Annotated in this window: 17 protein-coding genes and 4 tRNA genes; 7 read left to right on the forward strand and 14 right to left on the reverse strand. The window is 60.3% G+C overall.

Annotated features, from left to right (window positions below):
- The 6 genes from HU755_RS20355 to HU755_RS20380 form a co-directional block, all read right to left on the reverse strand.
- Window positions 1–1,628: DUF6531 domain-containing protein (locus HU755_RS20355; RefSeq protein WP_238350019.1), on the reverse strand; the 1,628-nt coding region annotated here is incomplete at its 3' end.
- A gap of 238 nt (window positions 1,629–1,866) precedes the next feature.
- Complete coding sequence (locus HU755_RS20360) at window positions 1,867–2,274, reverse strand: SEL1-like repeat protein (RefSeq protein ID WP_186635899.1); 408 nt, start codon at window positions 2,272–2,274, stop codon at window positions 1,867–1,869.
- Window positions 2,275–2,646 (reverse strand): hypothetical protein, encoded by a 372-nt coding sequence (locus HU755_RS20365; protein WP_003223109.1) that lies wholly within the window; start codon window positions 2,644–2,646, stop codon window positions 2,275–2,277.
- Window positions 2,643–2,984: a helix-turn-helix transcriptional regulator gene (locus HU755_RS20370; protein ID WP_186635902.1), complete on the reverse strand. Its 342-nt coding sequence runs from the start codon at window positions 2,982–2,984 to the stop codon at window positions 2,643–2,645. Before HU755_RS20370 ends, HU755_RS20365 begins: the two co-directional genes overlap by 4 nt.
- Window positions 2,985–3,096: 112 nt before the next feature.
- Window positions 3,097–3,552, reverse strand: a complete 456-nt coding sequence (locus HU755_RS20375) for a YkvA family protein (protein ID WP_186550999.1) — start codon at window positions 3,550–3,552, stop codon at window positions 3,097–3,099.
- A gap of 292 nt (window positions 3,553–3,844) precedes the next feature.
- Window positions 3,845–4,561, reverse strand: coding sequence for an FKBP-type peptidyl-prolyl cis-trans isomerase (locus HU755_RS20380; RefSeq protein ID WP_186551000.1), 717 nt, complete (start codon window positions 4,559–4,561; stop codon window positions 3,845–3,847).
- A 269-nt stretch (window positions 4,562–4,830) separates the two neighbouring features.
- Between HU755_RS20380 and HU755_RS20385 the strand changes: the two genes are divergently transcribed.
- Complete coding sequence (locus tag HU755_RS20385) at window positions 4,831–6,639, forward strand: di-heme-cytochrome C peroxidase (protein WP_186635905.1); 1,809 nt, start codon at window positions 4,831–4,833, stop codon at window positions 6,637–6,639.
- A complete protein-coding gene (locus HU755_RS20390; protein ID WP_186635908.1) occupies window positions 6,636–7,814 on the forward strand; it encodes a catalase family protein in 1,179 nt (392 codons plus the stop codon). Before HU755_RS20385 ends, HU755_RS20390 begins: the two co-directional genes overlap by 4 nt.
- 168 nt (window positions 7,815–7,982) lie before the next feature.
- Here HU755_RS20390 and HU755_RS20395 read toward each other — a convergent pair.
- The 4 genes from HU755_RS20395 to HU755_RS20410 form a co-directional block, all read right to left on the reverse strand.
- Window positions 7,983–8,059: transfer RNA gene (locus HU755_RS20395), tRNA-Asp, on the reverse strand.
- A gap of 19 nt (window positions 8,060–8,078) precedes the next feature.
- Window positions 8,079–8,154 (reverse strand) — tRNA-Val (locus HU755_RS20400).
- 191 nt (window positions 8,155–8,345) lie between these two features.
- Window positions 8,346–8,422, reverse strand: a tRNA-Asp gene (locus HU755_RS20405).
- Window positions 8,423–8,441: 19 nt separating this feature from the next.
- Window positions 8,442–8,517 (reverse strand) — tRNA-Val (locus tag HU755_RS20410).
- Window positions 8,518–8,676: 159 nt separating this feature from the next.
- On the opposite strand from HU755_RS20410, the gene rdgC reads away from it, so the two are divergent.
- From rdgC to sugE, 3 genes are all read left to right on the forward strand, one after another.
- Window positions 8,677–9,597 (forward strand): recombination-associated protein RdgC, encoded by a 921-nt coding sequence (gene rdgC, locus HU755_RS20415; protein WP_186551003.1) that lies wholly within the window; start codon window positions 8,677–8,679, stop codon window positions 9,595–9,597.
- 147 nt (window positions 9,598–9,744) lie between these two features.
- Window positions 9,745–10,710, forward strand: a complete 966-nt coding sequence (locus HU755_RS20420; protein ID WP_186551004.1) for a bile acid:sodium symporter family protein — start codon at window positions 9,745–9,747, stop codon at window positions 10,708–10,710.
- 120 nt (window positions 10,711–10,830) lie between these two features.
- Window positions 10,831–11,145: a quaternary ammonium compound efflux SMR transporter SugE gene (gene sugE / locus HU755_RS20425; protein ID WP_007962927.1), complete on the forward strand. Its 315-nt coding sequence runs from the start codon at window positions 10,831–10,833 to the stop codon at window positions 11,143–11,145.
- 98 nt (window positions 11,146–11,243) lie between these two features.
- Here sugE and HU755_RS20430 read toward each other — a convergent pair whose 3' ends face one another.
- The 4 genes from HU755_RS20430 to HU755_RS20445 all read right to left on the reverse strand — a co-directional run bounded on the left by HU755_RS20430 (window position 11,244) and on the right by HU755_RS20445 (window position 16,017).
- Window positions 11,244–13,115 (reverse strand): MFS transporter, encoded by a 1,872-nt coding sequence (locus HU755_RS20430; RefSeq protein WP_186635911.1) that lies wholly within the window; start codon window positions 13,113–13,115, stop codon window positions 11,244–11,246.
- A gap of 96 nt (window positions 13,116–13,211) precedes the next feature.
- The gene (locus HU755_RS20435; RefSeq protein WP_186635914.1) at window positions 13,212–14,363 is read right to left on the reverse strand and encodes a TDT family transporter; all 1,152 of its coding nucleotides are present in this window, start codon (window positions 14,361–14,363) and stop codon (window positions 13,212–13,214) included.
- A gap of 105 nt (window positions 14,364–14,468) precedes the next feature.
- Window positions 14,469–14,780, reverse strand: coding sequence for a cupin domain-containing protein (locus tag HU755_RS20440; RefSeq protein WP_186551007.1), 312 nt, complete (start codon window positions 14,778–14,780; stop codon window positions 14,469–14,471).
- Between the two features lie 49 nt (window positions 14,781–14,829).
- On the reverse strand, window positions 14,830–16,017 hold the full coding sequence (locus HU755_RS20445; protein ID WP_186636061.1) for an MFS transporter: 1,188 nt from the start codon (window positions 16,015–16,017) through the stop codon (window positions 14,830–14,832).
- A gap of 103 nt (window positions 16,018–16,120) precedes the next feature.
- Here HU755_RS20445 and HU755_RS20450 point away from each other — a divergent pair, with 103 nt between their 5' ends.
- The gene (locus HU755_RS20450) at window positions 16,121–16,663 is read left to right on the forward strand and encodes a TetR/AcrR family transcriptional regulator (protein WP_186623758.1); all 543 of its coding nucleotides are present in this window, start codon (window positions 16,121–16,123) and stop codon (window positions 16,661–16,663) included.
- Between the two features lie 224 nt (window positions 16,664–16,887).
- Window positions 16,888–20,358, forward strand: coding sequence for a PAS domain-containing hybrid sensor histidine kinase/response regulator (locus HU755_RS20455; protein ID WP_186635917.1), 3,471 nt, complete (start codon window positions 16,888–16,890; stop codon window positions 20,356–20,358).
- Window positions 20,359–20,449: the final 91 nt, after the last annotated feature.

The raw sequence follows: 20,449 nt of genomic DNA on the forward strand, positions 1-20,449 counted from the left end.
CGCTGAATCCGGTCGGCGCGATCGCGCTGCACGGTCAGACGATTGCCGAACACATCGCTGATCGCTGTCAGCCGTCCCGCGCGAAAGTGGTAAAACCGCGGACTGTCGCCGGCCAGGACGAGGATCAGCTCTTCCGGTTCATCGCCCAGAAAGATCGCCGCCCGCGACAAGCTGTTGTGAATCGCCGGGCGCGCAGCGTTGGGTAGCGGAAACCGCGTGCGGCGGTTTTCGTGGTCGATCCAGACGACGCCGTCGCCATCGAAAACCAGGCGATGGGCCAGCGAATGGCTCCAGCCAAACCCGAGGCCGATGTCGATCTCCACCGCGCTGGAGCGGTACAAGCGGCTGAACTCGAACGGCAGCACGCCATCCAGTACCGCGTCGGTGAGGGTCAGCAGTTCTTCGCCGGTAACCATCGACACCGGGCAGCCGTTGGTGCAGGTGTTGGGGGCACAATCGACCGCATCGCCGTTGGGGTTTTTCGCCTGCTCGGGAACGTCGTCGTGAGGTTCGTCTTTCTTCAGCGTGGTGTTGCGCTTGGCATCCCAGCGCAATTGCATCCGGCCTTTTTTCACCCCGGCGGCGATGCCCCGCGCGGCAACGGCTTTGTAGCGGTCGACGTATTCAATAAACGTGCTGACGATGCCGAACAGCGCCTTGACCAGACGCTTGGCCAAATTGAACAGCTGCGCTGCGCGATCAGCCAGACGCAGCGTCAGATAAGCAATCCCCGCCCCCGCCCCGACAAACGTCAGAACTACGCTGATCAACACATCGATGATCAATTGCACGATCATCATCGACGCCACTTCAGCGGACTTGCCGGCAATCTCGCTGGGCGGCAGCATGTCCAGCCACAGGCTCGCCGACCTTAGCAGCAAGCACATCGCCGCCTCGTCACTGACCAGCAACTGCAGCTTTTCCATGAGATCCGGCGCGGTCTGCGCAAGCTTGATCAGGTCAGCCGCGCCGCTGCCTAGACGCCCGGCGAACTTGCCGGGGTCCTGGAGAATTTCCGACAGCAAACCGAGGCTGTCCCATACCCCTTCGATTGCTGCCCAGCTTCCCGCAAGCATGCCGTTGCTCGCCGCTGTCGCCACCGACTGCGACCACTGCGGCTTGAAACCCTGCCACTCGCTACGAAGCCAGCCGTCCAGTTCGCCGGTCAAGCCGTCGTAGGACTTGAACAGCTCCGCGACCTGATCGGAGGTGACAGCGCTGTGCACCAGAACGCGGTAGAACTTGCCCTCGTCGCCTCTGAACTGGCCCTTGCCCTGCTGATCAAGGGTGATTGGGGCGGTCTCGCCGCTTTCCACGTCAACCACATCGACGGTGATGTTGCCCAGCGGGATGTCGTAGACCGATTCGAACTTGCTCTCGATCTGCATCAGCCCGCCCTGCGGGCACTGGACGACGCTGGAGGAAAATTCGCCGTCGCTGCTACTGACCGCCGTGCTGCGATCGCCGAAACGGATGATCCGCTCCATGCCCATCAGCGACGGCAGGTCCGCTGCGTCGCTGATCTGATCCGCCGCTCGACTGAACCAGTGGTCGAGCTGTTTGCGGTAAAGGCTGAGGGTGTCGGGAAAGCTGTCGAGTTCCTGCTCGATGCGAGCGATGACTTCCATCAACACACGCAGGCGGACAAGGTGAGCTGAAAAACGGGCTGGAGCATAAGCGGTCCCTCGCGCAAAAATTAGTCGCGGGAACTGTGCTGGGGATCAAACAGGAAAGAAGTCAGGCGAGTAGGCAAAGGACGTAGGACTAATCTGCAATCGAGCGACCAGCAGAAACAGCCAGGCAAAAACGCAAACGCGGCGTGAGGAAAACCTCACGCCGCGTTTATCGGCAAAGACATGATTGGATTTACTGCGTTGAATCTCCAGCCTTCAGTTGCTGTAGCTTCATCTCAGCCAACGGATGTCCGGCCTTGGCGGCCATGCTCCACCAGTGCGCCGCTTCAGCAGGGTCCGGCGTTTGGCTAGGCGTACCGGCGAGGCTGATTACACCGACTTGATACGCCGCTTTGCCATCCCCGGCCAACGCCGCCAGACGCAGCAAACGTACGCCTTCTTCACGCGCGCCCAGGCCAACGCCGCGAAAAGTCAGGATGTGCCCATAAAAGCTTTGCGCGCTGACATCACCGAGATTGGCCATGCGCGCAAACTGGCCCTCGAGCCAGCGCCAGCCGCGCGGCTGGCGGACAAACCACGACCAATGAAACAGCCTGCGGGCCAGCCAGTAACCGACCCGCGCCTTGAGGCGTAAAAACACTCAGGCCTCCGCCGATTCCGGGTATTCGTATTCGAAGACCCGGACCACTTCCGAGGCATGCCAGGACGCCGCGGCGACGCCATCCGACGGCCCGGAGAATCGCCCCAGACGCTCGACACATTCAAAAAAACCGGTACGCGGCAAGCGACTGGCACCCTGACTGATGACCAGCGAGCTGCGCAACGGCTGCTCGGCTTTGGCGTCCAGCGCGGCCAGATGCTCGAGCGCGGCCGTCAGGGTTTGCATCGCCGGTGTCGGCAACTGCAAACGTTCCAGCAGCGCTCGATACGTCAGTAGATGGCGCTGGCGGCGCGCCTGATCCAGCTCCCCCAACAATCCGTCCCAATGTTGACGGCTGATGCGTACGCTCACGATTCGTCCCTCCAACCTGGCACCGTCAATTCCCAGGCCAGGCTGCGGCGAATCGCGGCGTCGGGTAGACGCTCACCACTTTCGATCATGGCCAGATAAGACGGGCTGATGCCTACCGTGCGGGCCAGCGCCTCGATGGCGATGCCCTTCCCTTCGCGCAAACTGCGTAGTTGATCCAGACCTGGAAGAATCGGGTCTGGTGAAGTCGCGAGTGGCGCTGGAGCCGGTCGCGACGATGCTTCGTTGATCCCTGCTGCTTTCAGTAAAGCCTGATATTGAGCCCACGGCAGAACCGCGTATTCGGGTTCGCCATCGCGTGCAATTATCTGAATATCCATGACTACCCCGTAGGACAACAACACTTAGCGAGTCGGCACTTTTCCCTAGAAGTGTAATCCTAACAGCGGCCAAGGTCGCGGGGGGTATCTATCTGTAGGCAGTATTCGTCAGTCAGGGCTTTTTCGGCCCCTGCAACTGCAATTGCTCAGGAGAATCGGGCAGGCGTTCTACCACTGCCAGTTTTTCCGGATTTTGCCGGTTGCGCCAGAGGCGGAAGGCGTTGAGTTCGTTATCGAGGGTTTTCATCAGCCAGGCAAGGACGGCGATGTCGTCGAGCATGCCGAACATTGGAATGAAGTCCGGGATCGCATCGACCGGGCTGAGAAAGTACATCAGGCCCGCGACGACAGAGATCAGCGATTTGGTACTGATCGCGCGGTATTCGCCGCGCCAGTAAGCCAGGCACAGCGCCTGCAGCAAGCGCAGATCATCCTTGAGCTTGCCCAGACGGTTACCTTGCGCAGCACCTTTACTGGCCACGGCAAACAAAAGCGTTGGCAGACGTCCACGGGCCAGCAGGCGACCAGCCAAGGGCAGGAATCGAGCGAAATTCCACGGAGCTTTCATCTATTCTTCCCGTTGAAATGTTATCCACACAAATTGTGGATAACCTTGTGAACAGAGCTGCATTTCAGCGCTGAGAGCCCCGTTTCATAAGGGCTGCGCTTAGATCGGGCGTTTTTTACTCACATAAAAAACCCCAATATTTCATTGACTTGGCGGCTCAGGGCGTCTAGCGCGGGCAGCCTCAAAGCTATGACTGTGTTGATCGGCGTCAGTTCGCTCTGTTTACCCTTGCCGACGGCCAGATGCAACAACGCCCCGCATAAGCGAGGCGTTGTTTTAAAGCCGTTGCGAGTTACTTGGCAGCGGCGTCTTCTTTGGCTGGATCCTTGATGGCCAGCAGTTCCAGGTCGAAAACCAGAACCGAGTTAGCCGGGATCGCCGGGCTTGGCGACTGAGCGCCGTAAGCCAGATCGCTAGGGATGTACAGTTTGTACTTCTCGCCAACGTGCATCAGTTGCAGACCTTCAACCCAACCCGGGATCACACCGCTGACCGGCAGATCGATCGGGCTGCCACGCTCGACGGAGCTGTCGAATACGGTGCCGTTGGTCAGCTTGCCGGTGTAGTGAACGGTCACTACGTCGGTCGGCTTGGGCTGTGCGCCGTCGGCCTTCTTGACCACTTCGTATTGCAGGCCGGAAGCGGTGGTAGTGATGCCAGGCTTCTTGCCGTTTTCTTCGAGGAATTTCTTGCCGGCGGCTGCCGACTCTTCGCTCATCTTGGCCATGCGCTCTTCAGCACGCTTTTGCAGCGCGGCGAAGGCTTCGACCAGTTCTTCATCTTTCAGCTTCTGTTCTTTCTTGCCGACGGCATCTTCGATGCCCTGGGCTACCGCTTTGGAGTCCAGATCATCCATGCCTTCCTGAGCAAGGCTTTTGCCCATGTTCAGGCCGATGCCGTAGGAAGCTTTTTGCGCCGGGGTTTTCAGCTCTACGCTGGTCTGCGAATCACAACCCGCGAGGACCAGGCTAACCAGGGCTACCGCCGCCGCCAACCGATGCTGTTTCATGCTATTTCCTTGTTCATGCGCCGAATGGGCAATCGAGTAAAGCCGCGAGCTTATCAGGCCGCCACGACCAATGGCTACCGGCATGAGAGCAGGAAACTTCCGATAAGTTCAGGGATTAAAACGCATTGGCCGCGCAGCATGATGAAGCTTCTGTCATCCGGGCCCGACGATGGCCGCACGATCTTCAGGGAATGTTTAAAGTAATGGCCACTTGCCCAGAAGGGCGTGCTCAGGCATAACAACGCAACAATTTGACAAGGATGTTTATCTTGCGCCTCTTATTCCGTGTGCTGACCCTGATCGTGGTGCTGCTGGGACTCGTCCTCGCGGTAGTCTTGTACTACGTCGCCAACCCGAAACTGCCCTTCTACTCCCCCGTCGAACAGGTGCATTACCTGGATCAGTGGAGCGAGCAAGAACGGCAAACCTACTATTTCACGCCCCAAGGCACACAGGTCAAAGGCCTGCGTTACGAATGGTTTCAGGCACTGGAGTTGCCGTTCTCCGAGCAGCGTTTTGCCGCCCCCGAGTACCTCGCCCGCTTCGGTTTTCTGGTCGGCCCACAACAAAAAGCCACGCCGAATAATCCTGGCAACCTGCCCGTTGGCTTTGCGCGCCATCAAAATCCCGGCAGTTCCGAGCACTATCTGGACATCACTTGTGCGGCCTGCCACACCGGTGAATTGCGTTTTAAAGGCCAGGCTGTGCGAATTGATGGCGGCACGGCGCAGCATGTGCTGCCTTCCAGTGTTCCGACGCTACGTGGTGGCAGTTTCGGACAAGCTCTGGTCGCAAGCCTGACAGCGACTTACTACAACCCCTGGAAATTCGAACGCTTCGCCCGCCACGTCCTCGGCGCTGAATACGACGCGCGCCATGAGCAACTGCGCCGGGACTTCAAAACCTCGCTGGATACTTTTCTCAAAGTCGCATGGAACGATACCCATCGCGGCCTCTATCCCACCGAAGAGGGCCCCGGTCGCACAGATGCGTTCGGCCGAATCGCCAACGCCACGTTCGGTGATGCCATTTCTCCGGCCAACTATCGCGTGGCCAACGCCCCGGTGGATTACCCGCAACTATGGGACATGTGGACGTTCGACTGGGTGCAGTGGAACGGCTCCGCGCAGCAGCCCATGGCCCGTAACATCGGCGAAGCACTGGGCGTCGGCGCAACCCTGAATTTCTTCGATGCCGACGGCCAGCCACTGCGCGGCGATGAGCGCTATGCCTCCAGCGTGCGGGTGCGCGATCTGCACAAGATCGAAGAAACCCTGCAGCAATTAAAGCCGCCCTCCTGGCCTCAAGAGCTGTTCGGCGCCATCGACAAACCGCTGGCGGCGAAAGGCCGCGCACTGTTTGCCGAAAACTGCGCCGCTTGTCACGTACCGCCGCAGACGCAGGAAGGCGAACGCCGAGTGTTGCAACTGCCGATGCTGCCCGTAGCCGCCATCGGCACAGACCCGAACGCGGCCAATAACATTGCCAGCCATCGCTTTGACCTGACCGCCCTGCAATGGGACTTGAAAGAGCTTGAGGGCATGGATGTGAAACTTCATCCGACGCCCAAAGAACCGCTCGACCTCAGCCAATTGTCGGTCGCCAAGGGGCTGGCTTATGTCACCGCCTTCGTGGAAAACCGCGCCTATCGCGAGGCAGGTGTGACGCCTGCGGAAAAACCTCGCCTGGACGGTTTCGGCCTGCCAATCGGCGTGCGTGAAAAAGTCGCCTACAAGGCGCGACCGCTGGCCGGTGTCTGGGCCACTGCACCGTTTCTGCACAACGGTTCGGTGCCGAGCCTCTATCAGTTGCTCTCGCCTCAGGATGAACGCGCAAGCACGTTCTATAAAGGCACCTTCGAATACGATCCACGTCACTTGGGCTATCGCACCGAAGCCTTCGCCAATGGCTTTTTGTTCGACACGCGGATTAGCGGCAACCACAACAGCGGCCACGAATTTCGTGCCGGCGAGCGCGGCAACGGTGTCATCGGCAGACTGTTGCAACCCGAGGAGCGCTGGGCGCTGCTCGAATACCTGAAAGTGCTGGGTGGCCCCCTGGAGGCGCAGTTGCCATGATCATGCCGACCTTCAAAACACAACTGCCGCTAATGGCCCGCCTCTGGTTAGGGCTGGGACGCTTGCTCGGCAGGGTCGTGTTGATCGTGCTGGTCATCGGCCTGCTTGGCTGGGGCAGCGCCACGGCCTGGTGGACCTGGCAACATCGCGGTCCGGTGTCGGCGCAGGAACAGGTTCCGGCCGGTGAAGCGGCGATGACTCAGGACGTGATTCAGACCGCCGTGCGAATTGTCGACCAACACCGCGAAGGCACGCGCTATCTGCGTGACGCACACGCCAAGGCGCATGGCTGCGTGAAGGCGCAAGTGCAGGTATTGCCGGAGCTGGCGCAGCCGCTGCGTCAGGGCGTATTCAGCGAACCTGGCAAGACCTGGCAGGCGCTGATTCGTCTGTCCAACGGCAATGCCTATCCGCAATTCGACAGCCTGCGCGACGCCCGTGGCATGGCGATCAAGCTGCTGGACGTACCAGGAAGACAATTGCTCGACAACCGCCAGCAACAGCACGAGCAAGACTTCGTGATGTTCAGCCATCCGAACTTCTTTGTCAGCGATGTCGCCGAATACCGTCAGAACGTGGCGGCGCAGGCGGATGGCAAAAAAGTCATGGCGTTTTTTCCGGGATGGGACCCACGCACCTGGCAGGTCCGTCATTTGTTCATTGCCCTGGCCACCTTGGCACCGCCGCCTGACAGCCCGACCGCGACCACGTACTTTTCGGTATCGCCCTACAAATTCGGTGAGGCCAATGCCAAATTCCGCGTGATGCCGGATCCCGGCAGTTGCCCCGCTTACACGCTGCCCCGGCAGAATCACGACTTGCCGAACTTCTTGCGCGGCGCGCTGAAGCAACAACTGTCGGCGGATCGGGTGCCGGCGTGTTTCGTCTTGCAGATTCAGCGCCAGGATGCGCACCAGTACATGCCGATTGAAGACACCAGCATTGAATGGCGCGAAGCGGATTCGCCGTTCGAGACAGTGGCACGGATTACCTTGCCAGCGCAGGACTTCGATACGCCGGCGCTGAATCTGGCGTGCGACAACCTGTCGTTCAATCCGTGGTTCGGGATCGAGGCGCATCGGCCGATTGGCGGGATCAATCGCCTGCGCAAGGCGGTGTATGAGGCGGTCAGCGATTACCGGCACAGCCAAAATGGCGCTTCACAGCCCCTGTAGGAGCTGTCGAGTGCAACGAGGCTGCGATCTTTCGAATATTTCAAACAAGATCAAAAGATCGCAGCGTTCCGCAGCTCCTACATGATTTGCATAAACCCCGGACAGCAAAAAGCCCGCACAAGGCGGGCTTTCTGTGGTGATCTGGCGTTCAGTTCCAGATACCGAATATGGCGCAGCGGACGGGACTCGAACCCGCGACCCCCGGCGTGACAGGCCGGTATTCTAACCGACTGAACTACCGCTGCGCGAAACGCTTGAAACGAATGGTGGGTGATGACGGGATCGAACCGCCGACATTCTGCTTGTAAGGCAGACGCTCTCCCAGCTGAGCTAATCACCCTTCGCTTCGTTACGGGGCGCATTATGCCACAAGTTTTCGTAATGTGTTGATTTAATTGAAGTTTTTCTCAATTAAATCCGAAAAAAAGTGAAACGACACGTCCCGCGGGTACAACCTTGAGGCAGAAAAAAACCCGCCTTGGCGGGTTTTTCCGTGGTGACCTGGCGTTCAGTGTTCCAGGTTACCGAATATGGCGCAGCGGACGGGACTCGAACCCGCGACCCCCGGCGTGACAGGCCGGTATTCTAACCGACTGAACTACCGCTGCGCGTAACACTTGAAACGAATGGTGGGTGATGACGGGATCGAACCGCCGACATTCTGCTTGTAAGGCAGACGCTCTCCCAGCTGAGCTAATCACCCTTCGCTTCGGTGTGGCGCGCATTCTACGGAGCGCCCCCACCTCTGGCAAGCACTTTTTTAAATAATTTTCCGAGGCCTTCCAAAGGCTTAGAGAAGGGTTGGCCTATGCCCCGGCGAAGACAATAATGCCCCCCTTTGTATAAAGGAGAGACTCACCCCATGTGGTTCAAGAACCTGCTTATCTATCGCCTGACCCAAGACCTGCCTGTCGATGCCGAGGCGCTGGAAACTGCACTGGCCACCAAACTGGCGCGTCCATGTGCAAGCCAGGAGTTGACCACTTACGGTTTCGTCGCGCCGTTCGGCAAGGGCGAAGATGCACCGCTGGTGCACGTCAGCGGTGATTTCCTGCTGATCAGCGCACGCAAGGAAGAACGCATTCTGCCGGGCAGCGTCGTACGTGACGCGGTCAAGGAAAAGGTCGAAGAGATCGAAGCCGAACAGATGCGCAAGGTCTATAAGAAGGAGCGCGATCAGATCAAGGATGAAATCATCCAGGCGTTCCTGCCGCGCGCGTTCATCCGTCGCTCGTCGACCTTTGCCGCGATCGCGCCGAAACAGGGCCTGATCCTGGTCAACTCGGCCAGCCCGAAACGCGCCGAAGACCTGCTCTCGACCCTGCGCGAAGTCATCGGCACCCTGCCCGTCCGTCCGCTGACGGTAAAAATGGCGCCGACCGCGGTCATGACCGAGTGGGTCACCACGCAGAAAGCCGCCGACGATTTCTATGTGCTGGACGAGTGCGAGCTGCGCGACACCCACGAAGATGGCGGCATCGTCCGTTGCAAGCGCCAGGACCTCACCAGCGATGAAATCCAGCTGCATTTGAGCACCGGCAAAGTGGTGACTCAACTGTCGCTGGCCTGGCAGGACAAACTGTCGTTCATGCTCGACGATAAGATGACCGTCAAACGCCTGAAGTTCGAAGATCTGTTGCAGGATCAGGCAGAACAGGATGGCGGCGATGAGGCACTGGGTCAGCTGGATGCCAGCTTTACCCTGATGATGCTGACGTTTGGCGACTTCCTGCCAGCGCTGGTTGAAGCGTTGGGTGGGGAAGAGATGCCGCAGGGTATCTGACGTCTTGTGATAGGCAATGTGGGAGCGGGCTTGCTCGCGAATGCGGTGTGTCATTCACAGGTGCATTGACTGATCGGACGCTTTCGCGAGCAAGCCCGCTCCCACAGTTTGATTTTGCGGTGTTCTTTTAATAACAAGGATCAAGCCATGCGCGCACTGGCTGCACTCAGCCGTTTTGTCGGCAACACCTTCGCTTACTGGGTTCTGATATTCGCGGTCATCGCGTTCCTGCAACCGGCGTGGTTCATCGGCCTTAAAAGCGCGATCGTGCCGCTGCTGGGTCTGGTCATGTTCGGCATGGGCCTGACCCTCAAACTTGACGACTTCGCCGCAGTCGCCCGCCATCCATGGCGTGTGGCGCTGGGCGTGGTCGCGCATTTCGTGATCATGCCCGGTGTGGCGTGGTTGCTTTGCCAGGTCTTTCACCTGCCGCCGGAAATCGCCGTCGGGGTGATTCTGGTCGGCTGCTGCCCGAGCGGCACTTCGTCGAACGTGATGACCTGGCTGGCGCGCGGCGATCTGGCGCTGTCGGTGGCTATCGCCGCCGTCACCACCCTGCTCGCGCCATTGCTGACCCCGGCGCTGATCTGGCTGCTGGCCTCGGCCTGGCTGCCGGTGTCGTTCATGGAGCTGTTCTGGTCGATCCTGCAAGTGGTGTTGCTGCCGATCGTTCTCGGCGTGGCCGCGCAGCGTTTGCTGGGCGACAAGGTCCGCCATGCGGTAGACGTATTGCCGCTGGTGTCGGTGGTCAGCATCGTGATTATCGTGACTGCCGTCGTTGCGGCGAGTCAGGCGAAAATCGCTGAATCCGGCCTGTTGATCATGGCGGTGGTGATGCTGCACAACAGCTTCGGCTATTTGCTGGGTTACTTCACCGGGCGCCTGTTCGGCTTGCCATTGGCGCAGCGCAAGTCGCTGGCACTGGAAGTCGGCATGCAGAATTCGGGGCTGGGCGCCGCGCTGGCCAGCGCACATTTCTCGCCACTGGCGGCGGTGCCGAGTGCCTTGTTCAGCGTTTGGCACAATATTTCCGGGGCGCTGCTGTCGACGTACTTCCGGCGCATGAGCGAAAAAGAAGACCGCGAGGAGCTGTCGCGTCAAGCGACGGACTGAGCGCAAAACTTGATCCCCGGGTTAAGGCTGGTCAAACTATCGCACAACGCGGGGACGACCCCGCGGCTCGATCGAGTCATTTAATCTGGGGACGACCCCGTCAATCGATGGAGGTTTGCCATGTCCTGGATCATTCTGTTTTTCGCCGGCCTGTTCGAAGTCGGCTGGGCCGTCGGCCTGAAATACACCGACGGCTTCACCCGCCCGCTGCCTACCGTTCTGACCGTTGCTGCCATGGCCATCAGCCTTGGCCTGCTCGGTCTGGCGATGAAGGAATTGCCGTTGGGCACGGCTTATGCGATCTGGACCGGGGTCGGTGCCGTGGGCACGGTGATTGCCGGGATCATCTTGTTCGGCGAGTCGATGGCGTTGATTCGGCTGGCCAGTGTGGCGTTGATCGTTACCGGGTTGATCGGGCTTAAGGTCAGCGCTTAGGCATCTATAGCTATCGCGAGCAGGCTCACTCCTACAAGGGAAACGCATTTCAAATGTAGGAGTGAGCCTGCTCGCGATGGCGCCGGCCCAGTCAGCGACTATCTGACAGAGCCACGCAGTTCGCCCACCAACACCTGCAACTTCGCCGGCTCGGCGCCTTCAGTCACCGCCGGCCCCGCCACCAATGTCACCCGCGACCACAATCGGCGAAACATGCCCTTGTTCGGGTCGCGACTGAAGAAACTCCCCCACAGCCCCTGCAACGCCAGCGGAATGACCGGCACTGGGGTCTCCTCGAGAATCCGCGTCAGCCCGCCCTTGAATTCACTGATCTCGCCATCGGCGGTCAGCTTGCCTTCCGGGAAGATGCACACCAGTTCGCCGTCCTTCAGATACTGGGCAATGCGGGCGAAGGCCTTTTCGTAGATCTGAATATCTTCGTTGCGACCGGCGATGGGAATGGTCCCCGCCGTGCGAAAGATAAAGTTCAGCACCGGCAGGTTGTAGATCTTGTAGTACATGACAAAGCGAATCGGCCGACGCACCGCGCCGCCAATCAGCAAGGCATCGACGAACGACACGTGGTTGCACACCAGTAGCGCCGCGCCCTCGTCAGGGATCGCTTGGAGATTGCGATGCTCGACACGGTACATCGAATGGCTGAGCAGCCAGATCATGAAGCGCATGCTGAATTCGGGAACAATCTTGAAGATGTAGGCGTTGACGCCGATGTTGAGCAGCGAGACCACGAGGAACAGTTGCGGGATAGACAGCTTGGCGAGGCTCAACAAAACGATCGAAACAATCGCCGACACCACCATAAACAGCGCGTTGAGAATGTTATTGGCGGCGATCACCCGCGCGCGCTCGTTCTCCGCCGTGCGCGACTGGATCAGTGCGTACAGCGGCACAATATAGAAGCCGCCGAAAATGCCCAGGCCGAGGATGTCGATCAACACCGCCCAGGTGTGCACGAAGCCCAGCACCTGGATCCAGCTATGCCCGGTGACGCTGTCGGGAATCCCGCCGGAATGCCACCACAGCAATAGGCCAAACACGGTCAGACCGAACGAACCGAACGGCACCAGACCGATCTCGACCTTACGCCCGGAAAGCTTTTCACACAGCATCGAACCGAGGGCGATACCGACCGAGAAAACCGTAAGAATCAGGGTGACTACGGTTTCATCACCGTGCATCCATTCCTTGGCATACGCCGGAATCTGCGTCAGGTAGATCGCCCCGACAAACCAGAACCACGAGTTGCCGACAATCGAGCGCGACACCGCCGGGGTCTGGCCCAAGCCGAGCTTCAGGGTGGCCCAGGACTGACTGAAGATATTCCAGTTCAGGCGCATGTTCGGTGACGATGCCGCCGCGCGTGGAATGCTGCGGCTGGCGAGATAACCCAATACGGCGATGCCGACGATGGCAGCAGACACCACCGGCGCGTAGTGCTCCGACGACATCATGACCCCGGCGCCAATGGTCCCGGCAAGAATCGCCAGAAAGGTGCCCATTTCTACCAGACCGTTGCCGCCGACCAGTTCGTCGTCACGCAAGGCCTGCGGCAGGATCGAATACTTCACCGGGCCGAACAGCGCCGAGTGCGTGCCCATGGCGAACAGCGCCACCAGCATCAGCCAAAGATGATCGAAGAGAAAGCCGATCGATCCTACGATCATGATGGCGATTTCCGCGAGTTTGATCAGACGGATCAGCGCGTCCTTGGCGAATTTTTCACCGAACTGACCGGCCAACGCGGAAAACAGGAAAAACGGCAGAATAAACAGCAGCGCGCAGAGGTTGACCCAGATCGAACGGTCGCCCTCGATGGTCAGCCGATAAAGAATGGCGAGGATCAACGACTGTTTAAATACGTTGTCGTTAAACGCGCCGAGGGACTGGGTAATAAAGAAAGGCAAAAAGCGCCGGGTGCGCAGCAGGGTGAACTGTGAGGGGTGACTCATCTTCCGTGTTTCCTGATGTTAGGTAGAGAGGCCTGGGTGCTTGTCATTGGAATCTCGAACCGCGGTCCAGGCCACACCTTACCTAAACTTTTCAGATTATTTCTTCAAACCTGCGATGCACGGCGAGACGAACAGCTCGCCACGCCATGCGCCTTGCACAGTGCGCTTGCCGACGATCAACCACATCACCGCCAGCAACGCCACCAGCGCCGTGCCGAACACACTGAAAAACGTCAGGTTGAGCAGACTCGCCAGTTTCAGCGTCGCCAGCGAATACACGCCCAACGGGAAGGTGAAGCCCCACCAGCCAAGGTTGAAGGGGATACCGTCACGCAGATAACGCACGGTGATCAGCAGCGCCATCAGCATCCACCACAGCCCGAAGCCCCACAGCGTGATGCCCGCCACCAGCCCCAGCCCCGCCGCGATTTCACCGACGCCCGGCAAGCCATTGGCGGCGAAAATCGCCGGCGCCTCACCACCCAGCAGCAACATGCCCAGCGCACCGGTGCCGATCGGACCCAGCGCCAGCCAGCTCGAAGCGGCCATGTTTTCATGGGGCAGTTTGTGCAGGGCCATGCGCAGCAACAGGATCGTCAGAATGCTGAACGCCACGGGCAGGGAAAAAGCCCAGAGCACGTAACTGGTGGTCAGCACCACCAGTTGCGCATGGGCATCGCTCAGATGCGGCGCCAGCAAGCCACCGCTGGCGGCCGCCACTTCCGCCGCGACCACAGGCAACAGCCAGACCGCAGTCATCTGGTCGATGCTGTGTTCCTGACGGGTAAACATCATGTACGGAATCAGCACGCCGCACGCCAGCGACATCGCCACATCCAGCCACCACAGCACCTCGGCCAGATCGATCACCGCCTCGCCCCAACGTGGCAGGCCGAACAACAGAAAGCCGTTGATGATCGTCGCCAGCCCCATGGGAATGGTGCCGAAGAACATCGACACAGTGGAATGACCGAAAATCCGCCGCGCTTCGTCGAAGAACAAGATCCAGCGGGCCGCGTAGGCTGCGGTAAACAGGGTAAACAGCAGAATGTTGAACAACCACAGGCCTTCCGCGATGGCGTGCAGGCCGGCAATGTTCAAGGGCAGTTGCGCCAGCGCCAATGCCAACACACCGGTGCCCATGGTCGCGGCGAACCAGTTGGGGGTGAATTGGCGGATTACCTCGAGCGGGTGCTGAAGCTGGCTGAACGGTTTGATACCGGGTTTGGTGTTGCTGGGACAAATCATCGTGGACTCCTCTCCTCGTGTGAGGTTGAGTCCATGGTAGAACCGAATCGAATATCTATATAACGGGTAATATCTCTAACTGTTATCTGTTTTACCAATAAGCACTCAGACGCTGCCTGCGCTTTCGATGACCAGAATCCGCGCCGCGCCCTGAGGATGGGCGACATGCTCGGTGCCCACCGAGGCGTAGAAAATGTCGCCTACCTCCAGCAGCACGTGCTTTTCTTCACCCTCTTCGCGATAGCGCATTTGCACTTGGCCATCGAGCACCACGAAGACTTCCTCGCCGTCGTTGACGTGCCATTTGTAGGGCTGATCCGTCCAGTGCAAGCGCGTGGTGATGCCGTTCATGCTGGCAATGTCCAGCGCGCCCCAGGCGCGTTCGGCGGTAAAGGTTTTGCTGCGGATAATCTTCATGTGCCGATCCCGGAAAGAAGTCAGCCAAGGCTAACCCAAACGGCTGCGCTTAAGGAGCGCTGCACACCTTGACAGCAGGTGCGCGCAAACTGAGCACCGCTGCCCCGAGCGCCAAAACAATCAGTACCGCCCCATAGCCATCAGTGGTTGCCAGCAAGCCATAGCTGCGGGTCAGGTGCCCGGCGAGCAAGGCTGGCAAACAGAACGCCAGATAACTCAGTACGTAATAAGCTGACATCATCCCGGCTCGCTCATGGGGCAAGGCCAGCGGCACCAGGCTGCGCACCGCGCCAAGAAAGCCCGAGCCGAAACCGCAACCGGCGACCAGTGTGCCGAGAAAAAACAGCGATAGACTGGCGCTGTGCACGCCGAACAGAATCAACCCCAGACCGAGCGGCAGCAGCAGTGTCCCCAGACGCAACGCTTGAGTCGCCGGGCGATTGCGCATCGTGAAAATCATCAACGCCCCGGTCACGGTCAATGCCGCGACAGTCGCACCGCCGATCAGATTGGAGGTGGACCCCGTGGCGGTGCGCACCAGTGAAGGTGCCAGCGATGCGTAAAAACCACCGAGCGCCCAGGTTGCGGTGTTCAGCGGCAGGATTCGCCACAAAGTCGAACGTGCCTGCACCGGCACATGCAAGGTTGGCCGCAACGATGCCCATGCCCCGCCCTGCCGGGTAACGTGCTCCGGCAAGCGCCAGACATAGGCGCCCTGCACCGCAAACAGTATGAGCAGCAGCCAATAGGTCAATTGCAGCGGCGCCGGCGCGTACTCCGCCAGCAAACCACAGCCCATGCCGCCGATTGCCATTCCCAGTAGCGGCGCGACACTGTTGATCAACGGCCCATGCTGGCGATCGGTGTCGAGCAGCGTCGCGCTCAGCACCGCAGTCGCCATGCCGGTGGCAAAACCTTGCAGCACGCGGGCGCCGATCAACCAGGCCACGCTGTCGGCATAGATGAACAGCAACATGGCCAACCCATTGAGCAATACCGCGGTGAAAATCACCGGCCTGCGCCCCAAGTAATCAGACAGCGAGCCGACGGTCAGCAATGCAGCCAGCAGACTGAAAGCGTAGACCGCGAAAATCAGTGTCAGCACCGCTGGCGAAAACTGCAGTTGATCCTGATACAGGTGGTACAACGGCGTCGGCGCGGTGGAAGCGGCGAGAAAACTCAGTAAGGTAATCGCCAGAAACCACAGACTGGCACGGTGGGAAGCGACATTATTCAAGGGGCTGGTCATGGGCACACTCCGCAAAAGCTAATATTTTGCTTTTGCGGAGTGTGCTACCGCCTCGCGCTTAAAGCAAATTCTTTGTGTTAAGGTCTGCCCCATGGCTATTAAAGAAGGTTTACGCCCCGGTGGCCGCAGTGCCCGGGTGCAAGATGCGATTCATTCGGCAGTCCGCGCGCTGCTGCAGGAACAGGAGCGCTCGACGGTGACCGTCCCGCAAATCGCCGCGCGCGCTGGCGTCACGCCGTCGACGATTTACCGGCGCTGGGGCGATCTGGCGGCGCTGTTGGCAGATGTCGCCCTGGCCCGCATGCGTCCGGACAGCGAACCAGCAGAAACCGGCAGCCTTCGCGGCGATATCCGCGCGTGGGCCGAGCAGTATCTCGATGAGATGAGTTCCGAGCCTGGCCGCAACATGATGCGCGATGTGCAAGCGAGCGCTACGCCGGGGTACTGCGTGGCGATTATTGGTGCGCAGTTGCAGACCATCCTTGATCGCCACCCGCACGAGGCCGCGCCGAGTGTCGATCGGTTGATCAATCTGGTGGTTGCGCCGGTGGTGTTCCGGATTCTGTTTTCGGCGGCGGCGCTGGAGGTGGATGAGTTGCATCGGCTGATTGATATTGCGCTGCGTCTGGACTGACGCTATCGCGAGCAGGCTCACTCCTACCTTGAAATGCGTCCCCCTTGTAGGAGTGAGCCTGCTCGCGAAGAGGCCCGACCGGCCACCGCAAAAACCACCCGCCTTTACTCCCTGCGACACCCCGCCACGCCACGACCTTGGTCGACACTGACTAACCGCCGCGCTCATGCGAGACTGTCCGCCCGGGCAGGAGTGCCGGGGGAGTCTTTTGTCGGGAGTGCTGCATGTCGTTGTCCACCGGGCTGATCGCCGTCGTCGCCTTGGCCTATATGGCCATCATGTTCGCCATCGCCTTCTACGGCGACCGCCGCAGCACGCCGTTGCCGCCGCGCGTGCGCGCGTGGGTGTATAGCCTGTCGCTGGCGGTCTACTGCACCAGCTGGACGTTCTTCGGCGCGGTCGGCCAGGCGGCGGAACAGCTGTGGTCGTTCCTGCCGATCTACCTCGGGCCGATCCTGCTGCTGGTGGGTGCGCCGTGGGTGCTGCAAAAAATGGTGATGATCAGCAAACAAGAGAACATCACCTCCATCGCCGACTTCATTGCCGCGCGCTACGGCAAATCGCAATCGCTGGCGGTGGTCGTCGCGCTGATCTGTCTGGTCGGCGTCCTGCCCTACATTGCTCTGCAACTCAAAGGCATCGTCCTGGGTGTAAATCTGTTGATTGGCGCCGGGGCCGACGCCATGGGCACCCGCGCCCAGGACACCGCGCTGATCGTGTCGCTGGTGCTGGCGCTGTTCACGATCGTCTTCGGCACCCGCAACCTGGACGCCACCGAGCACCACCGCGGCATGGTGCTGGCGATTGCCTTCGAGTCGCTGGTCAAGCTGTTCGCCTTTCTCGCCGTCGGCGCTTTCGTGACGTATGGCCTCTATGACGGTTTCGATGACCTGTTCAATCAGGCCATGCTCGCGCCGCGCCTGGAGGAGTACTGGAAAGAAACCATCAACTGGCCGTCGATGGTGGTGCAGACCGGCGTGGCGATGATGGCGATCATCTGTCTGCCGCGGCAGTTCCATGTCACGGTGGTCGAGAACATCGACCCACAGGATCTGCGCCTGGCCAAATGGGTGTTTCCCGCTTACCTCGCCCTGGCGGCGTTGTTTGTCGTACCGATCGCCCTCGCCGGTCAAATGATGCTCCCCGATGATGTGCTGCCCGATTCGTTCGTGATCAGCCTGCCGCTGGCGCAGGCGCATCCGGCGCTGGCGATGCTCGCCTTCATCGGCGGCGCTTCGGCGGCAACCGGCATGGTGATCGTCGCCAGCGTGGCACTGTCGACCATGGTCTCCAACGACATGCTGTTGCCGTGGTTGCTGCGCCGCAACAACGCCGAGCGGCCGTTCGAGGTGTTCCGTCAGTGGATGCTGTCGGTGCGCCGCGTGAGCATTGTGGTCATTCTGCTGCTGGCCTACGTCAGTTACCGCTTGCTGGGATCGACCGCGAGCCTGGCAACCATCGGCCAGATTGCCTTTGCCGCCGTGACCCAACTGGCACCGGCCATGCTCGGCGCGCTGTACTGGAAACAGGCCAATCGCCGGGGCGTGTTTGCCGGTCTCGCGGCGGGGACGTTCCTGTGGTTCTACACGCTGATTCTGCCGATCGCCGCGCACAGCCTCGGCTGGTCGCTGAACAGTTTTCCGGGGCTGGCGTGGCTGCACAGCAACCCGTTGAACCTGCCGATTACGCCGCTGACCCAAGGTGTGGTGCTGTCGCTGGCGGGCAACTTCACACTGTTTGCCTGGGTCTCGGTGCTGTCGCGCACGCGGGTTTCCGAGCACTGGCAGGCCGGGCGTTTTATCGGTCAGGAAATCAGCGCCCGTCCCAGCGCCCGCTCGATGCTGGCCGTGCAGATCGATGACTTGCTCCAACTGGCGGCACGCTTCGTGGGTGAAGAACGGGCGCGACAGAGCTTCATCCGTTTCGCCTACCGCCAAGGCAAAGGCTTCAATCCGAACCAGAATGCTGACGAGGAATGGATCGCCCATACCGAACGCTTGCTCGCCGGTGTACTCGGCGCCTCTTCCACGCGAGCGGTGGTAAAAGCCGCCATCGAAGGGCGGGAAATGCAACTGGAGGACGTCGTGCGCATCGCCGACGAAGCCTCGGAAGTGTTGCAGTTCAACCGCGCGCTGCTGCAAGGCGCCATCGAGAACATCACTCAGGGCATCAGCGTGGTCGACCAATCGCTGAAGCTGGTGGCCTGGAACCGCCGTTATCTGGAATTATTCAATTACCCCGATGGCTTGATCAGCGTCGGGCGGCCGATTGCTGACATCATTCGCTACAACGCCGAGCGCGGTTTGTGCGGCCCCGGCGAAGCCGAGGTCCACGTCGCGCGGCGTCTGCACTGGATGCGCCAGGGCCGGGCGCACACCTCCGAGCGCCTGTTCCCCAATGGCCGGGTGATCGAGCTGATCGGCAACCCGATGCCCGGCGGCGGCTTCGTCATGAGTTTCACCGACATTACCGCGTTCCGCGAAGCCGAACAGGCGCTGACCGAGGCCAACGAAGGGCTGGAACAGCGGGTCAGCGAACGCACCCAGGAACTGTCGCAGCTCAACGTCGCGCTGACCGAAGCCAAAGGCACGGCCGAATCCGCCAACCAGTCGAAGACCCGCTTCCTTGCCGCCGTCAGCCACGATCTGATGCAGCCATTGAACGCTGCGCGCCTGTTCTCGGCCGCCCTTTCCCATCAGGCTGAAGGCCTGAGCAGCGAGGCGCAGAAACTGGTGCAGCACCTCGACAGCTCACTGCGTTCAGCCGAGGACCTGATCAGCGATCTGCTGGACATCTCGCGCCTGGAGAACGGCAAGATCAATCCTGATCGCAAACCCTTTGCCGTAAACGAGTTGTTCGACATTCTCGGCGCCGAGTTCAAGGCACTGGCGCAAGAACAACGCCTGACATTCCGCGTGCGTGGCACGCACTTGCGCGTCGACAGCGACATCAAACTGCTGCGGCGGATTTTGCAGAATTTCCTCACCAACGCTTTCCGCTATGCCAAGGGTCCGGTTTTGCTGGGTGTACGTCGACAAGGTTCAGCGTTAAGCCTTGAGGTGTGGGATCGCGGGCCGGGTATTCCAGAAGACAAGCAGCAGGTGATTTTCGAGGAATTCAAACGCCTCGACAGCCATCAGACCCGCGCCGAAAAAGGCCTCGGATTAGGCCTGGCGATCGCCGATGGCCTGTGCCGCGTGCTCGGTCACACCTTACGCGTGCGCTCGTGGCCGGGACGCGGCAGCGTATTCAGTGTGACGGTGCCGCTGGCTCGTACCCAAACGCCAGCCGCCAGCGCGGTGGTGGAGTTGAATGGCACGTTATTGAGCGGCGCGCAGGTGCTGTGCGTCGACAATGAAGACAGCATTCTGATCGGCATGCACAGCCTGTTGAGCCGCTGGGGCTGCCAGGTCTGGACCGCGCGCAACCGTGAAGAATGTGCGGCGCTGTTGAATGAGGGGATGCGGCCACAACTGGCGCTGGTCGACTACCACCTGGATCACGGCGACACCGGCACCGAGCTGATGGCCTGGCTGCGCACTACCCTGGGCGAGCCGGTGCCGGGCGTAGTGATCAGCGCCGATGGACGCCCGGAGACGGTCGCGCAGGTGCACGCGGCGGGACTGGATTATCTGGCCAAACCGGTGAAGCCGGCTGCGTTGCGGGCGTTATTGAGTCGGTATTTGCCGCTGTAGGTGGCGATTTCGCTGACGCCTTCGCGAGCAGGCTCGCTCCCACATTGAAATGCGTGCCCCTGTGGGAGCGAGCCTGCTCGCGAAGCCTTTG

The sequence above is a fragment of the Pseudomonas sp. SWRI111 genome (assembly GCF_014268555.1).
Classification (GTDB): Bacteria; Pseudomonadota; Gammaproteobacteria; order Pseudomonadales; family Pseudomonadaceae; genus Aquipseudomonas; species Aquipseudomonas hamedanensis.

Bases quoted from the DNA above. Each gene is read 5' to 3' on its own strand.
- HU755_RS20370 (WP_186635902.1), bottom strand. From the start codon at position 2,984: ATGGATATTCAGATAATTGCACGCGATGGCGAACCCGAATACGCGGTT.
- HU755_RS20375 (WP_186550999.1), bottom strand. From the start codon at position 3,552: ATGAAAGCTCCGTGGAATTTCGCTCGATTCCTGCCCTTGGCTGGTCGC.
- HU755_RS20380 (WP_186551000.1), bottom strand. From the start codon at position 4,561: ATGAAACAGCATCGGTTGGCGGCGGCGGTAGCCCTGGTTAGCCTGGTC.
- HU755_RS20390 (WP_186635908.1), top strand. From the start codon at position 6,636: ATGATCATGCCGACCTTCAAAACACAACTGCCGCTAATGGCCCGCCTC.
- rdgC (WP_186551003.1), top strand. From the start codon at position 8,677: ATGTGGTTCAAGAACCTGCTTATCTATCGCCTGACCCAAGACCTGCCT.
- HU755_RS20420 (WP_186551004.1), top strand. From the start codon at position 9,745: ATGCGCGCACTGGCTGCACTCAGCCGTTTTGTCGGCAACACCTTCGCT.
- sugE (WP_007962927.1), top strand. From the start codon at position 10,831: ATGTCCTGGATCATTCTGTTTTTCGCCGGCCTGTTCGAAGTCGGCTGG.
- HU755_RS20430 (WP_186635911.1), bottom strand. From the start codon at position 13,115: ATGAGTCACCCCTCACAGTTCACCCTGCTGCGCACCCGGCGCTTTTTG.
- HU755_RS20435 (WP_186635914.1), bottom strand. From the start codon at position 14,363: ATGATTTGTCCCAGCAACACCAAACCCGGTATCAAACCGTTCAGCCAG.
- HU755_RS20440 (WP_186551007.1), bottom strand. From the start codon at position 14,780: ATGAAGATTATCCGCAGCAAAACCTTTACCGCCGAACGCGCCTGGGGC.
- HU755_RS20450 (WP_186623758.1), top strand. From the start codon at position 16,121: ATGGCTATTAAAGAAGGTTTACGCCCCGGTGGCCGCAGTGCCCGGGTG.
- HU755_RS20455 (WP_186635917.1), top strand. From the start codon at position 16,888: ATGTCGTTGTCCACCGGGCTGATCGCCGTCGTCGCCTTGGCCTATATG.